Annotated in this window: 15 protein-coding genes; 1 reads left to right on the top strand and 14 read right to left on the bottom strand. The window is 69.8% G+C overall.

What is annotated here, in order from left to right:
- From ABYX71_RS06260 to ABYX71_RS06200, 13 genes are all read right to left on the bottom strand, one after another.
- Positions 1 to 227, bottom strand: a 227-nt coding sequence (locus tag ABYX71_RS06260; RefSeq protein ID WP_372695648.1) for a P-loop NTPase, incomplete at its 3' end; no start/stop codon positions are given.
- Positions 220 to 1,404 carry a flagellar biosynthesis protein FlhF gene (flhF, locus tag ABYX71_RS06255; protein WP_372695647.1) on the bottom strand — a complete coding sequence of 395 codons (1,185 nt, stop codon included), beginning with the start codon at positions 1,402 to 1,404 and terminating at the stop codon, positions 220 to 222. The genes flhF and ABYX71_RS06260, both read right to left, overlap by 8 nt.
- A gap of 29 nt (positions 1,405 to 1,433) precedes the next feature.
- Positions 1,434 to 3,506 carry a flagellar biosynthesis protein FlhA gene (gene flhA, locus ABYX71_RS06250; RefSeq protein ID WP_372695649.1) on the bottom strand — a complete coding sequence of 691 codons (2,073 nt, stop codon included), beginning with the start codon at positions 3,504 to 3,506 and terminating at the stop codon, positions 1,434 to 1,436.
- Positions 3,507 to 3,539: 33 nt separating this feature from the next.
- Entirely contained in the window at positions 3,540 to 4,685 is a 1,146-nt protein-coding gene (gene flhB / locus ABYX71_RS06245) for a flagellar biosynthesis protein FlhB (RefSeq protein ID WP_372695646.1), read from the bottom strand.
- A 2-nt stretch (positions 4,686 to 4,687) separates the two neighbouring features.
- A complete protein-coding gene (fliR, locus tag ABYX71_RS06240; RefSeq protein WP_372695645.1) occupies positions 4,688 to 5,464 on the bottom strand; it encodes a flagellar biosynthetic protein FliR in 777 nt (258 codons plus the stop codon).
- A complete protein-coding gene (gene fliQ / locus ABYX71_RS06235) occupies positions 5,464 to 5,733 on the bottom strand; it encodes a flagellar biosynthesis protein FliQ (RefSeq protein WP_372695644.1) in 270 nt (89 codons plus the stop codon). The genes fliR and fliQ overlap by 1 nt, the downstream gene beginning before the upstream one ends.
- Before the next feature lie 7 nt (positions 5,734 to 5,740).
- Complete coding sequence (fliP, locus tag ABYX71_RS06230) at positions 5,741 to 6,478, bottom strand: flagellar type III secretion system pore protein FliP (protein WP_372695643.1); 738 nt, start codon at positions 6,476 to 6,478, stop codon at positions 5,741 to 5,743.
- Entirely contained in the window at positions 6,475 to 6,840 is a 366-nt protein-coding gene (locus tag ABYX71_RS06225) for a FliO/MopB family protein (RefSeq protein ID WP_372695642.1), read from the bottom strand. The genes fliP and ABYX71_RS06225 overlap by 4 nt, the downstream gene beginning before the upstream one ends.
- Entirely contained in the window at positions 6,840 to 7,175 is a 336-nt protein-coding gene (gene fliN, locus ABYX71_RS06220) for a flagellar motor switch protein FliN (RefSeq protein WP_372695641.1), read from the bottom strand. Before fliN ends, ABYX71_RS06225 begins: the two co-directional genes overlap by 1 nt.
- Entirely contained in the window at positions 7,175 to 8,173 is a 999-nt protein-coding gene (locus tag ABYX71_RS06215) for a flagellar motor switch protein FliM (RefSeq protein ID WP_372695640.1), read from the bottom strand. The genes fliN and ABYX71_RS06215 overlap by 1 nt, the downstream gene beginning before the upstream one ends.
- 1 nt (position 8,174) lies before the next feature.
- Positions 8,175 to 8,690, bottom strand: a complete 516-nt coding sequence (fliL, locus tag ABYX71_RS06210; protein ID WP_372695639.1) for a flagellar basal body-associated protein FliL — start codon at positions 8,688 to 8,690, stop codon at positions 8,175 to 8,177.
- Positions 8,691 to 8,893: 203 nt separating this feature from the next.
- Positions 8,894 to 10,843, bottom strand: coding sequence for an acetoacetate--CoA ligase (locus ABYX71_RS06205; protein ID WP_372695638.1), 1,950 nt, complete (start codon positions 10,841 to 10,843; stop codon positions 8,894 to 8,896).
- A gap of 209 nt (positions 10,844 to 11,052) precedes the next feature.
- Entirely contained in the window at positions 11,053 to 11,289 is a 237-nt protein-coding gene (locus ABYX71_RS06200; RefSeq protein WP_372695637.1) for a CDGSH iron-sulfur domain-containing protein, read from the bottom strand.
- 117 nt (positions 11,290 to 11,406) lie between these two features.
- Here ABYX71_RS06200 and dusA point away from each other — a divergent pair, with 117 nt between their 5' ends.
- Positions 11,407 to 12,417 carry a tRNA dihydrouridine(20/20a) synthase DusA gene (dusA, locus tag ABYX71_RS06195; RefSeq protein ID WP_372695636.1) on the top strand — a complete coding sequence of 337 codons (1,011 nt, stop codon included), beginning with the start codon at positions 11,407 to 11,409 and terminating at the stop codon, positions 12,415 to 12,417.
- Positions 12,418 to 12,542: 125 nt separating this feature from the next.
- Here the strand turns inward: dusA and ABYX71_RS06190 are convergent.
- A partial coding sequence (locus ABYX71_RS06190; RefSeq protein WP_372695635.1) for a 4-hydroxyphenylacetate 3-hydroxylase C-terminal domain-containing protein occupies positions 12,543 to 13,431 on the bottom strand: 889 nt, incomplete at its 5' end.

Here is a 13,431-nt window from a genome sequence, read left to right as displayed (position 1 = left end):
GTCCGGCGCGGCTGCAGACCGAGCAGCACGTCGACGTTGGCCAGGCCCAGGTCGGCGTCCAGCAGCATCGTGCGCTGACCGCGCTGGGCCAGCGCCACGCCCAGATTGACCGCCACATTGGTCTTGCCGACGCCACCCTTGCCGCCGGTGATGGCGATCACCCGCACCGGGCTGGCATCGCGCAGCCCGCGCAGGCCCTGCGCCTGATCGAAGCTGGCCTCAAGCATGAGCCGCCACCGTGTCGGCCGTGGCCAGCGGGGCGGTCGCCACACGCGCCGCGCCATGCGGAGCACGGGCGCACACCTGCTGTGCCGCGCGGCTGACCAGATCGCGAGCGCGCGCCACGCGCAGGTCTTCCGGCACCCGCTGGCCGTCGGTGATGCAGGCCACCGGCAAGCGGTGCCGGATGACCGACGACAGCGCCGCCCCCAGCGCCGGGCACTCGTCCAGCTTGGTCAGCACGCAGCCGGCCAGTGGCAGCGCCCCGAAGGTGGCGATGGTCTCGTCCAGCATGAACGGATGGGCATTGCTGGCGAGCGTGAGGTAACTGCGCAGGGCGACGCCCTGCAGGCTGCCCAGCGCCTCCCCGAGCAGCAGGTCGCGCTGGCTCATGCCGGCGGTGTCGACCAGCACCAGGCGCTTGTGCGACAGCGCCGCCAGCGCCATGCGCAGATCGTCCGCGGATTCGACCATCTGCACCGGCACGCCGAGCATGCGACCGTAATTCTGCAGTTGCTCGTGAGCGCCGATACGGTAGTTGTCGGTGGTCAACAGCCCCAGATGACGGGCCCCGTGCTCGCGCACGAAACGCGCCGCCAGCTTGGCAATGGTGGTGGTCTTGCCGACACCGGTCGGGCCGATCAGCGCCACCACGCCGCCGTCGGCGAGCATGTCGGTGTCGGCAATCGGGATGCGCGCCGCCAGATGCGTGCCCAGCGCCTCGCGCCAGGCGACGCCGAGGTCCTGCTGCTCACGCACCGCACCGATGAGGTCGGTGATCAGCCCGCCATCCAGACCCAGTTGCTCCAGGTACTGCGCCAGACGGGCCTGCAAGGGGCTGCGCCGGGCCTGCGCCGAGTGACGCAGCTCCGCCTCCAGCAAACCGCGCAAGGTAGTGAGTTCCTGGCGCAGCTGGGCGATGGCGGGGTCGGCGTTCCAGCCGGACGGTTCCATGCTTCCCGCCACCGCCGGCGATATCTTGCCGGCGGTCAGCGGCGACACATCGCCGCCCTCGGCCGCTGCCAGGCGGTCGAGCAAGGCCGCGTCGTACTCGTCGGCCGCGATCACCTCCACGCCATCCGCCACGCGGCGGCTGGACAGGATGATGGCCTGCGGGCCGTGTACGCTGCGCACCTGATGCAAGGCCCGGCGCATGTCGGGCGCGCTGTAGCACTTGATCTGCATGCTCGTTTCTCCGTGTCATGAACGCCGCATCAGCGCCCACCGATGTTCGCCACCACCCGCACCTGGCGGTTCTCCGGCAGCTCCTCGTAGGCCAGCACCTTCAGATCCACTGCCAGGTGCCGGACGAAGCGCGCCAGCCACAACCGCAAGGCGTTGGGCGCCACCAGCACCGCCGGCTGCCCGAGCAGCTCCTGGCGTTGCGCCGCCTCCACCAGCAATTCGCGTAGACGCTCGGCCAATCCCGGCTCGAGCCCCAGCGCGCCATCGCCGCCTTGCACGGCTTTCAGCAAAATGCGTTCCAGATCGGGCTCAAGCGTCATCAACGCTAGCTCTGGCGCCGTTCCGAACACTTCCTGAACGATGCTGCGACCGATCGCCACACGAACCAGCGCCGTCAAAACGTCAGAATCTTGACTTCGCCCCCCGTGCTCCGCCAAAGATTCGGCAATGCTGCGCAGGTCACGGATCGGCACTCCTTCCTGCAGCAGGTTGCGCAGCACGCGCAGCACCGTGCCCAGCGGCAGCACCTTGGGGGTGAGGTTCTCCACCAGCTTCGGCGCCTGGGCGGCGAGACGATCGAGCAGCTGCTGCACTTCCTCGTGACCCAGCAGCTCGTGGGCGCAGCGCGTGAGCACCTGCGACAGGTGCGTGGCCACCACGGTGGCCGGATCGACCACCGTATAGCCGGCCATCTGCGCCTGCTCGCGCAGCCCCCGCTCGATCCACAGCGCGTCCAGGCCGAAACTCGGGTCCTTGGTGGCAACGCCGGGCAACGGCGTGGTCACGTGACCGGGATTGATGGCCAGGTCGCGGTCCGGCAGCAGTTCGCCCTCGCCGGCGGTCACGCCCATCAGCGTCAGCCGGTAACCGCCCGGTGGCAGGTCCAGGTTGTCGCGGATGTGCACCGGCTGCAGCAGGAAGCCCAGGTCCTTCGACAGCTTCTTGCGGACGCCCTTGATACGCGCCAGCAGCTCGCCGCCCTGCGCCTTGTCGACCAGCGGAATCAGGCGGTAGCCGACCTCCAGCCCCACCAGGTCGACACCGGCCACCTCTTCCCAGCCCAGCTCCTTGTGCTCCTCCGCCACCGGCGCGGCGCTGGCGCTCGGCGCCTGCGCCGCCGCGTCGGCCGCGGCCCGGCGCTTGCGCAACTGCCAGGCGGTGGCCGCCAGCCCGCCGCCCAGGGTCAGGAAGGCGAAGTGCGGCATGCCCGGCACCACGCCCAGCACCGTCACCAGGCCGCCGGCCACGCCCAGCGCCGTCGGGTTGGCCAGCAGCTGGCTGCTGACCTGGGTGGACACGTTCTCCGCCTGCGACACACGGGTGACCAGGATGGCCGCCGCCACCGACAGCAGCAGCGACGGCACCTGCGCCACCAGGCCATCGCCGATGGTCAGCAGACTGAACACGCGCATGGCGTCGCCGGCATTCATGCCGTGCTGGCCCATGCCGATAGCGATACCGCCCAGGATGTTGATGAGCAGGATCAACACGCCAGCGATGGCATCACCGCGCACGAACTTGCTGGCACCGTCCATGGCGCCGTAGAAGTCGGACTCCTGACGCACCTCCTCGCGCCGCGCCTGGGCCTGCTGCTGGGTGATGACACCCGCCGACAGGTCGGCGTCGATGGCCATCTGCTTGCCCGGCATGGCATCCAGGGTGAAGCGGGCATTGACCTCCGACACGCGCCCGGCACCCTTGGTGACCACGGCGAAGTTGATGATCATCAGGATCACGAACACCACCAGGCCGACCGCGTAGTTGCCGCCGATGACGAACGAGCCGAAGGCCTCGATCACGTCCCCGGCCGCCCCCGGGCCGGTGTGGCCGTTCAACAGCACCAGCCGCGTGGAGGCAACGTTCAGCGCCAGGCGCAGCAGCGTCGCCACCAGCAGCAGGGTCGGAAACACCGCGAAGTCCAGCGGCCGCAGCGCGTACACCGACACCAGCAGCACCACCAGCGACAGGGCAATGTTGAAGGTGAACAGCAGATCCAGCGCCAGCGGCGGCAGCGGGATCAGCATCATGCCCAGCAGGGTCAGCACCAGCAGCGGCGTACCCAGGCCGAGGCCCATCAGCGCGCGCATGTTGCCCATGCTCATGACAGCGGTGTTCACGTCGCGATCTCCTCAGGCTCAGGCCGGGTCGGCCGCCACGCCGCCGCGTGGCCGTTGCAGTTCGTCGGATACCGGCAGCGGATCGAGCTGCGGCAGGTCGGTGTGGCCGGCGCGCAGCTGGTACACCCACGCCAGCACCTGCGCCACCACCGTGTACAGCTCGCGCGGCACCTCGGCGCCGAGCTTCGTCGTGTAGTACAGGGCGCGCGCCAGCGGCGGCTGTTCCAGGATCGGCACGCCGTGCTCCTTGGCCGCGGCACGAATCTGCGCGGCGATCAGGTCGGCGCCCTTGGCCACCAGACGCGGGGCGCCGTCGGCGCCGGCGTCGTAGCGCAGCGCCACCGCGTAGTGGGTCGGGTTGGTGACCACCACACTGGCGCCGGGGATGTCCTGCATCATGCGTCGGCGCGACAGCTCCTGCTGGCGCTGGCGCTGGCGGCCGCGCAGCTCGGGGCTGCCCTCGGTCTGCTTCATCTCGTCCTTGATGTCCTGACGCGTCATGCGCAGCTGGCGGGCGTGGTTCCACAGCTGAAACGGCACGTCCACGGCGGCGATCAGCAGCAGCCCGAGCGCGGTCAGGAAGAACGCGCGCGCGGTGAGACTGCCGGCGTGCTCGATGGCCGCCGGCAGCGGCTCGCCGCCCAGGCCCAGCAGGGCCGGCGCCATCTGCCACATCACCAGCAGCGCCAGACCACCGACCACCGCGAACTTGCCCAGCGCCTTGCCGGTCTCCACCGCGCCCTGCGCCGAGAACACGCGCTTCAGCCCCTTGGCCGGGCTCAGGCGCTCGAACTTCGGTTGCAGGTTTTCACCGGACCACAGAAACCCGCCCAGCATCAGCGGCGCCAGGGCCGCCACCACCACCGCCAACACCAGCCAGGGCGACAGCGCCAGCAGCGCCTGTCCGGCCGCCTGCCCCAGCCAGACACCGGGCGCCGCCGGGTCCAGCAGCGCCTGCCGCGGCACGCTGAGACCATTGCGCAGCAACGCCTGCATGGCGCCGCCGAGCCGCTCGCCGAGCAGCCACAGCCCCAGTGACCCCAGCAACACCAGCGCGGCCGAGTTCAACTCGCGCGAACGCGCCACCTGGCCCTTGTCACGGGCGTCCTTGAGGCGTTTGGGGGTGGCCTTTTCTGTACGTTCCTGGGCGCTTTCTTCGGCCATGCTCAGTTCCCCGCCAGCACGCCCGTCAGATGTCCGACGGACTGGCCGAAAATGTCATCCCACTGCCCCGGCAACGCCGGCAGCGTGAGCAGCACGATCAGCAGCCCGACCAGCAGGGACACCGGAAAACCGATCGCGAACAGGTTCAGCTGCGGCGCGGCGCGGCTGACCACGGCAAACGCCAGGTTGACCACCAGCAAAACGGTCACCGCCGGCAACGCCACCAGCAGGCCGAGCGCGAACATGTCGGCAATGAAACCGGCCACGGCGCGGAAATCGGCGAACTGCAGCCCGACCGGCGCCACCGGCAGCGTGGTGAAGCTGCGCGCCAGCAGTTCCAGCAGCAGCAGATGGCCGTCGAAGGCCAGCATCAGCAACAGCGCCAGCATCAGGTAGAACTGCGACAGAATCGGAATGCTGACGCCGTTCTGCGGGTCCACCAGCGAGGCGAACCCGAGCCCCATGCCCAGCGAAATCAGCTCGCCGGCGAAGGTGAGTGCGGCCAGGAACAGCTGCAGCAGAAAGCCCCCCAGCAGGCCGATGCCGACCTGCTGCACCGCGGTGAGCAGCCCCAGCGGCGAGAGCATGTCGAGCGTCGGTGGCGCCGGCAGCGCCGGCACCAGCAGGGCCGTCATCACCACCGCCACCGTGATGCGCACGCGCACCGGCACGCTGCGGGCGCCGAACAGCGGCGCCGCCAGCAGGAACGCCGACAGGCGCAGGAACGGCCACACGAACTGGCCGACCCAGGCACCGATGCGGGCGCTGTCGATGTCCATCAGCCGACCAGTCCCGGAATGGACGTGACCAGGCGCTGGGTGTAGTCGACCAGCGTCTGCACCAGCCATGGCCCCATCAGCACCAGCACCAGGGCCATCACGATCAGCTTCGGCACGAAGCTCAGCGTCATCTCGTTGATCTGCGTGGCGGCCTGCAGCATGCCCACCAGCAAACCCACCAGCAGCATGGCCAGCAGCGGCCCGCCGGCCAGCAGCAGGCACATCCACAGCGCCTCGCGACCGACATCGAGCACGGTTTGCGGTGTCATCGCCCGGTCACCGGTAGAAGCTGCCGGCCAGCGTGCCGAGCACCAGCGACCAGCCGTCCACCAGCACGAACAGCATGATCTTGAACGGCAGCGAGATGATCATCGGCGACAGCATCATCATGCCCAGCGACATCAGCACGCTGGCCACCACCAGATCGATCACCACGAACGGCACGAACAGCAGAAAGCCGATCTGGAACGCGGTTTTCAGTTCGCTGGTGACGAAGGCGGCCGTCAGCAGCGTGAACGGCACCGCGTCCGGCCCCTCGAACGCCGCCTCGCGCCCGGAAATGCGGGCAAACGTGGCGATGTCACTCTCGCGCGTCTGCGCCAGCATGAACTGGCGCAGCGGCGCCTGCGCCCGGCTGGCCGCGTCGGTCAGGCTCAGTTCCTCGTTCAGGTACGGCTGCAGCGCCTCGCTGTTGATGCGGCCGAGCACCGGCCCCATCACGAACAGCGTCAGCAGCAGCGCCAGGCCGGCCAGAATCTGCGCCGACGGCGTCTGGCCGGTGCCCAGCGCCTGGCGCAGGATGGCCAGCACCACCACGATGCGCGTGAACGAGGTCATGGCCAGCAACACCCCGGGCAGCAGGGTGAGGAAGGTCATCACCGCCAGCACCTGCAGGCTGACGCTCCAGGTCTGCCCGCCGTCGGCGGCCTGACTGAGTGTCAGTGCCGGCAGGCCGGCCTGCGCCAGCGCCGCCCCCGGCAGCAGCAACAGCAGCAGCGCGGCCAGCCGCCTCACGACGTCACCTCGCGGCGGTCGATCGCCTCATCCAGGCGCCGTGCAAACGCGCCCTCGCCCGCCGGCGGCTCGAGCACCAGCAGGGTCTGCACCCGGCCCGGCGCCACGCCCACCAGCAGCTGACGACCGGCCACCTCCAGCAGCACCACCCGCTCACGCGTGCCGACGCTGAGCGCCGCCAGCGAGCGCAGCCCGCCACTGACACCCGGCCGCACCTGCAGGCGCCGCAGGAGCACGAACACGCCGCCCAGCAGCGCCAGCACCAGCAGCAGGCTCAGCAGCATCTGTCCGCTGGCCGCCAGTGCCGACGACGATGCAAGGGCCGGCGCCGGACACAGCAGCACAAGGGCCGTGTAACGCATCAGCCCGCGCCCTGGGCCTGCGTGCCCGACTTGATCACCTCGGTCAGGCGGATGCCGAACTTGTCGTCCACCACCATCACCTCCCCGCGCGCCACCAGCGTGCCGTTGGCCAGCACGTCCAGCGGCTCGCCGGCCACCCGGTCGAGTTCCACCACCGCGCCCTGTCCCAGCTCCAGCAGGCGGCCGATGCTCATGCGCGCCTGGCCGACTTCCACCGTCAGGGTGATCGGGATATCCAGGATCATGCCCAGCCCCATGTCGCGCCCGCTCGACGGCGCCGGCGGCGCCACGGCGGCCGGCTGGGCCGGGGTCACTGCATCGTGTTCGGTTTCCATCACAAGGGGTCTCCCACGTTGTCGGCCGGCGCGTCGGCCGGCGGCCGGGGCAACCGGCGCGTCACCGACACGGCGTTGTTGCCGTTACAGACTCCAAACTCACCGGCGAACAGCGCCCGCCCGGCGACTTCCAGCAGCGCGCTGTCCGCGCGCTCGAAGGTCAGCACGTCGCCAACCTGAAAGGCCATCACCTGACGCAGGCTCGAGCGGCGGCGCGCCACCACGCCGCGCAGCGGCAACGGCACGGCCCGCACGCGCGACTGCATCGCGCCGCGCCAGGCGCCGTCGTCGCCGCTGCTGACCTGCGTGCCGGACCGCAGCGCCGGCCACACGCCCTGCAAGGTCGACATCGGCAGTGCCAGATGAAACTCGCCGCCACCGCCGAGCAAGGCCACCTCGAAGCTGTGCACCAGCACCAGCTCGGCCGGGTCCAGCAGCGACACCAGCAGCGGGTCGACGTCGCTGGCCGCCACCCCCAGGCTCAGCGGCAACACCGGCGCCCAGGCCGCCTGCAACTCGGGCACCAACAGCTCCAGCAGCTTGCCGAGCATGCGCCGCTCGGTGGGGGTGAGATCCCGATTGGACGGCGCCTGGCTGGCCCGCCCGCCGCCGAAGAAGCTCTCCACCACGGTGAACAGCAGCGCCGGCTCGATGACCAGCACCCCGGCACCGGTCAGCGGCGCCAGATCCAGGCCACGCACGCTGGCGCGCTCCGGCAGGGCATGCACGAAATCGCGGAACTCGCGCGTCTGCGAGCCACGCATGGACACCAGCGCGTCGCGCCCCAGGTAGCGCGTCAGGGAGCGCCCCATGCCCTCGCAGAAGTACTCGGTGACCCGCGCCAGGGCCGGCAGGTCGGCACCGTCCTGAGTGGGCACGCGGCAGGTTAGGTCGTACGGACGGGCCTCGCCGGTCGCCGGCGTGGCCCCGCCGCGGTCCGGCGCGGCGTCCATCAGGGCGCTCAACTCGTCCGCCGACAGCAGCTCGTCCCGCGCCATGTCACTGCATCACGAAATTGGTGAAGTACAGGCCCTCGACCGTGTCCGGTGCGCCGTTCTCGTCGAGGATGCGCTTGAGCGTGGCCAGTGCCTGCTGGCGCAGGTCTTCCTTGCCCTCGCGGCTGCTCAGGGTCGGGTAATCGCTGCTGCTGAACAGCACGATCATCTGATCGCGGATGACCGGCGTGTGCAGCGTGATGGCCTCCGTGACCTTCGGGTCACGGGTCATCACCTCGACCGTCACCTGCAGGAAGCGAATGGCGCCCTGATCCTCGAAATTCACCACGAAGGGCGGCTCGAGGGCCATGTAGCTCGGCGGTGTGTCGGGCTTGCTGGGGGTGGTGGTCGGGGCCGGCGCCGGTGCGGCCTTGTCCCCACCGAGCATGGCAACCGTGCCGCCGATGCTGGCAGCCACCAGAACCAGTGCACCGCCCGCCGTGATCAGCCACGTCTTCATGCCACCAGCCTTCTTGTCCGGCTGGCCGCCGAGATCGATGTCTACTTCGCGCGTCGCCATTGCGTGTCCGCTCCTTGGGGTCAGGTTGCGGACAGGCCTAAGCAAAGGCGATGCCAATTAATTTATATATTTATCATCAATGTGTTGGATTACAGTCCTCAGCAAGGCGACACAATTCCGGCGGACGACACCACAGCGGTCGCGCCCACGGCAGGAATTTGACGCGATGCCCGCCAGCAGGCCCGCACGACCATGAGGCCGCTTCAGGTGCTGCCGTCCGGCATACCGAACGCGGCGCTGAAGTGCGCGATGGCCTGCGGGTTGGCCAGCGCGTCCCGGTTCTTGACCGGGCGGCCGTGGATGGCCTCGCGCACGGCCAGCTCCGCGATCTTGCCGCTGATGGTGCGCGGGATGTCCGGCACGGCCAGGATGTGCGCCGGCACGTGGCGCGGGCTGACGTTGCTGCGGATGGCATCGCGCAGGCGCTTTTTGAGGGCATCGTCCAGCGCCACGCCGTCCGCCAGGCGCACGAACAGCACCACCTCCACGTCGTCGCCGATGTCGTGGCCGACGGCGACCGCCTCGAGCACCTGCGGGTGGCGTTCCACCTCGCGGTACAGCTCGGCGGTGCCGATGCGCACGCCGCCGGGGTTCAGCACCGCGTCCGAGCGGCCGTACACCACCATGCCGCCACGCGCGTTCAGCGCCACATAGTCGCCGTGACACCACACACCGGGAAACTTCCCGAAGTACGCCGCCCGGTAGCGGGCACCGTCGGGATCGTTCCAGAAGCCGACCGGCATGGACGGAAACGGCTGCACGCACACCAGCTCGCCCTTCCCGCCGAGCAGTTCGTGCCCGGCCTCGTCGTACACACGCACCGCCATGCCCAGCGCGCGCGCCTGCAACTCGCCGCGGTACACCGGGCCGATGGGGTTGCCGGCGATGAAACAGCCGCAGATGTCCGTGCCGCCGCTGATGGACGCCAGCAACAGGTCGGCCTTTACGTCCCGGTACACATAATCGAAGCCCTCCGGCGCCAGCGGCGAGCCGGTCGACAGCAGCGTGCGCAGGGCCGACAGGTCATGCGTCTGCGCCGGCCGCACACCGGCCTTCTCGGCCGCCGCCAGATACTTGGCGCTGGTGCCGAACACCGTCACCCGCTCCTGCTCGGCAATGTCGAACAGCTCCGCCGGGCGCACGAACGGCGCGCCGTCGTACAGGATCAGCGTGCAGCCGCTGGCCAGCGCGCTGGCCAGCCAGTTCCACATCATCCAGCCGGTGGTGGTGAAGTAGATCAGCCGGTCGGCGCGCTTCAGGTCCGTGTGCAGCACGTGTTCCTTGCGGTGCTGCAGCAGCGTGCCGCCGGCACCGTGCACGATGCCCTTGGGCACGCCCGTGGTGCCGGACGAATACAGCACGTACAGCGGGTGGTCGAACGGCAGCGGCATGAAGGACGGTTCGGTACCCATGTGCCGCCCGAGCAGCGCATCCCAGTCGTGCAGCGCCACCGGCGCCGTCTGCACGCGCCACGGCCCGTACGGCACCGCCACCACCTGCCGCACCGTCGGCAGGCCGGCGAGGATTTCCGCCACCGCGGCGCGGCGGTCCTGCGCCTTGCCGTTGTAGTGATAGCCGCCGCAGACGAACACCACCTTCGGCCCGATCTGCCCGAAGCGGTCCAGCACCGCGCCGGCGCCGAAATCCGGCGAGCACGACGACCACACCGCCCCCACACTCGCCGCCGCCAGCATGGCGACCATCGCCTCCGGGATGTTCGGCAGATAGCCCGCCACCCGGTCGCCCGGCTGCACGCCGAACGCCCGCAGCGCCGCCGTCATGGCACCCACCTGCGCCGCGAGCTCGGCATAACTCAGCTCGCGCCGGTCGCCGGTCTCGTCGCGGAACACCAGCGCCGGATGGTCGTCCCGCCAGCGCAGCAGGTTCTCGGCAAAGTTGAGCGTGGCGCCCGCAAACCAGCGCGCGCCCGGCATGCGGTCCGCATCCTCCAGCACCGCCCGCGCCGGCGCGTGGTGAACGATGCCGCAGAACGCCCACACCGCCTGCCAGAACGCCGCCGGCTGCGCCACCGACCAGTCGTAGAGCCGCGCGTAATCCGCGCCCGGCCGGTAGCGGGCGATGAAGGCACTCAGATTGGCGTCCGCGATGCGCTGCGCGGACGGCTGCCACAGGGGGTTATCGCTATCGGTCATGACCGCAACCTTCAGAAGAGGATGAACAACTCCGTCCCGAAAATTTTTCATCTCGCCGCAGCGGGCGCGCCCGCACCACGCCGCATGTATCAGGGACTTGGGCCCGCGCGCCGTGCCGGAGCAGCCCTACCCCGTCCGGCGGCTGCCAGAAACGAAAACGCCCGCGTTTTCGCGTGAAAACGCGGGCGTCGGGAACGGCAGGACAGTCGCTAGAAGGCGCGGTGCGAGCCGTCGCAAAACGGCGGCGTGGTGGTGCGCTTGCAGCCACACCAGGCCAGTGTGGCCTTCTCGGCCACCGTGTGCTCCAGCGGCATGAAAGCGGTGCCCTTGTGCGCGCCGTCACAGAACGGCTGATCACCCGACCTGCCACAGGCACACCACCAATAGGTACCGGGCTCGGTTTCCTCGACATAGGGCCCCTTCTGGGCCATGAGCGGTTCGGCCATGCGTTGCTCCTTCATGCGGTGGGAACAGGTACCGGCGGCGCGCCGCCAGGCCCGATCAGACACCCCGCCCCACGCGCGTGTCAATCGCCGCCCTGCCCGCTGGCACAATATCGCGCCATGAACACCCCCTCCCCCGCCCCGCTGTCGCGTCGCCTGTCGGTGGCGCCGATGATGGACTGCACGGACCGCCACGCGCGGTATCTGCATCGCCTGCTTTCGCGCTGCACGCTGCTGTACACCGAGATGGTCACCGCCCAGGCGCTGCTGCGCGGCGATCCGGATTACCTGCTCGCCTACAACCCGGCCGAGCATCCGGTGGCGCTGCAGCTGGGCGGCAGCGACCCGGCGCAGCTGGCGCAGGCGGCGCGCATCGGGGTGGACTTCGGGTATGACGAGATCAACCTCAACGTCGGCTGTCCGTCGGACCGGGTGCAGTCGGGGCGCTTCGGCGCGTGCCTGATGGCCGAACCCGCGCTGGTCGGCGAGTGCGTGGCGGCCATGCAGGCGGCAGTGGCCGTGCCGGTCACGGTGAAATGCCGCATCGGCATCGACCGCACGGACCGCGACCAGGACTTGTTCGACTTTGTCGAGAGTGTGGCCGCGGCCGGCTGCCGGCACTTCACCGTGCACGCGCGCAAGGCCTGGCTGGATGGCCTGTCTCCGCGCGAGAACCGCGAGATCCCGCCGCTGCGCTACGAGACCGTGTACCGCCTGAAACGCCTGCGGCCGGAACTGGAAATCGTCATCAACGGCGGCATTACCGACCTCGACCAGGCGCTGGCGCACCTCCGGCACGTGGACGGGGTGATGATCGGCCGCGCCGCCTATCACTCGCCCTGGCTGCTGGCCGACGTTGACCGGCGCCTCTTTGGCGCCGCCACGCCCCCGCCCGAGCGCGCGCAGGTGCTGGCGCAATACATCGGGTACATGGACCACCAGCTCGGCGCCGGCACGCCGATCACCGCGCTGACGCGCCCGCTGCTGGGGCTGTTCCAGGGCCAGCCCGGCGCCCGTGCCTGGCGCCGCACGCTCAGCACGCCCGACACGGCGCGTGATCTTGGACGCGTGTGGGCCGCGGCGCAGCATGTGCTGGAGCCAGGCCAGTTGGCCGGGACCTGCGCTGCGTGAGGCAGTAGCACCGTCGCCAGACGCGTCACTCAGACGCCTCGACCCGAGGGCGGGCCTCTGGTACCGCCACATTCGCCCCGGCGGCGGGCCTTCCGGCCGACGCCCGCTCACGGGCCACAGACCGATCAGGCGCCGCTTTCGCGCAGCAGCCGGTCGACCATGGCCTGGTACTGCCCGCGCCGCGGCGTGAAGTAATGCAACTGGCGCGACAGGAACGGATCGCCGGCAAAGAAGATCTCGTAGATCTCCTGCCGACCGCCGAATTCGCCGGCCACCGCGTCCCAGGCCAGCTTCATCACCTGCACCCGCTCGCGGGCGCTGGCCTGCTCGTTGCCAAGGAACTGTTCAAGATCGCCCGCCGTGGCCGGGTTGTCGAAGTCGGCCTCGGTCGCCGTCATCACCAGGCTCGAACTGCCCATCAGACGGATCAGCTCGTTGACCTTGGTGTTCACCTCGGGCAGGAAAAACCGCAGCATCGAGATCCCGACCATGCCACGGCTCGGCGAGGCGAACAGCGACGCCGTCTCGCGTGCCACGTCCTCCAGCACGAAGCCGGGGTCGGTCTGCCTGGCGAACTCTTCCTGCGCGTGGACGACAAGTTCCCGGGCGCTGGCCTCGACCAGCCCATCGGCCAGTTCGTTCAGGGCCAGGAATTCACCCAGCAACTCCTGGTAGCGCGGCAGCGCACTGCGGCCGAGCACATCCGCCATCTTGCAGGCCAGCCCGGTCATGAAGCGCAGCTTGGCCCGCCCGCGGGCGTTGGCCTGCAGCAGCAGGTAGCCGGGAAAGCTCGGGGCCATCATGTTGTAGGCCACGATGTCGCGGTAGATGAACACCCGCTCCCAGGGCACCAGCACGTTGTCGAACACGGCCAGCGCGTCGCCCTCGTCGAAGCGTTCGGCGAGCGGCCGGTCGTAGCGGCTGCCGCCGCGGGCGTAGCTCTCGCGGGCGATGAACTTGAGACCCGGCGTCGCCACCGGCACGGCGAAGCACAGGGCATAGTCCTCCTCGCCC

It is taken from the genome of Immundisolibacter sp. (genome assembly GCF_041625615.1).
Classification (GTDB): Bacteria; Pseudomonadota; Gammaproteobacteria; order Immundisolibacterales; family Immundisolibacteraceae; genus Immundisolibacter.
This window is presented reverse-complemented; position numbering and strand designations above follow the sequence as displayed.

Coding starts and splice junctions, on each gene's coding strand:
- ABYX71_RS06215 (WP_372695640.1), bottom strand. CDS start 8,173: ATGGCGCGGGACGAGCTGCTGTCGGCGGACGAGTTGAGCGCCCTGATG.
- fliL (WP_372695639.1), bottom strand. CDS start 8,690: ATGGCGACGCGCGAAGTAGACATCGATCTCGGCGGCCAGCCGGACAAG.
- fliQ (WP_372695644.1), bottom strand. CDS start 5,733: ATGACACCGCAAACCGTGCTCGATGTCGGTCGCGAGGCGCTGTGGATG.
- fliN (WP_372695641.1), bottom strand. CDS start 7,175: ATGGAAACCGAACACGATGCAGTGACCCCGGCCCAGCCGGCCGCCGTG.
- flhA (WP_372695649.1), bottom strand. CDS start 3,506: ATGAGCATGGGCAACATGCGCGCGCTGATGGGCCTCGGCCTGGGTACG.
- dusA (WP_372695636.1), top strand. CDS start 11,407: ATGAACACCCCCTCCCCCGCCCCGCTGTCGCGTCGCCTGTCGGTGGCG.
- flhF (WP_372695647.1), bottom strand. CDS start 1,404: ATGCAGATCAAGTGCTACAGCGCGCCCGACATGCGCCGGGCCTTGCAT.
- ABYX71_RS06225 (WP_372695642.1), bottom strand. CDS start 6,840: ATGCGTTACACGGCCCTTGTGCTGCTGTGTCCGGCGCCGGCCCTTGCA.
- ABYX71_RS06205 (WP_372695638.1), bottom strand. CDS start 10,843: ATGACCGATAGCGATAACCCCCTGTGGCAGCCGTCCGCGCAGCGCATC.
- fliR (WP_372695645.1), bottom strand. CDS start 5,464: ATGGACATCGACAGCGCCCGCATCGGTGCCTGGGTCGGCCAGTTCGTG.
- ABYX71_RS06200 (WP_372695637.1), bottom strand. CDS start 11,289: ATGGCCGAACCGCTCATGGCCCAGAAGGGGCCCTATGTCGAGGAAACC.
- flhB (WP_372695646.1), bottom strand. CDS start 4,685: ATGGCCGAAGAAAGCGCCCAGGAACGTACAGAAAAGGCCACCCCCAAA.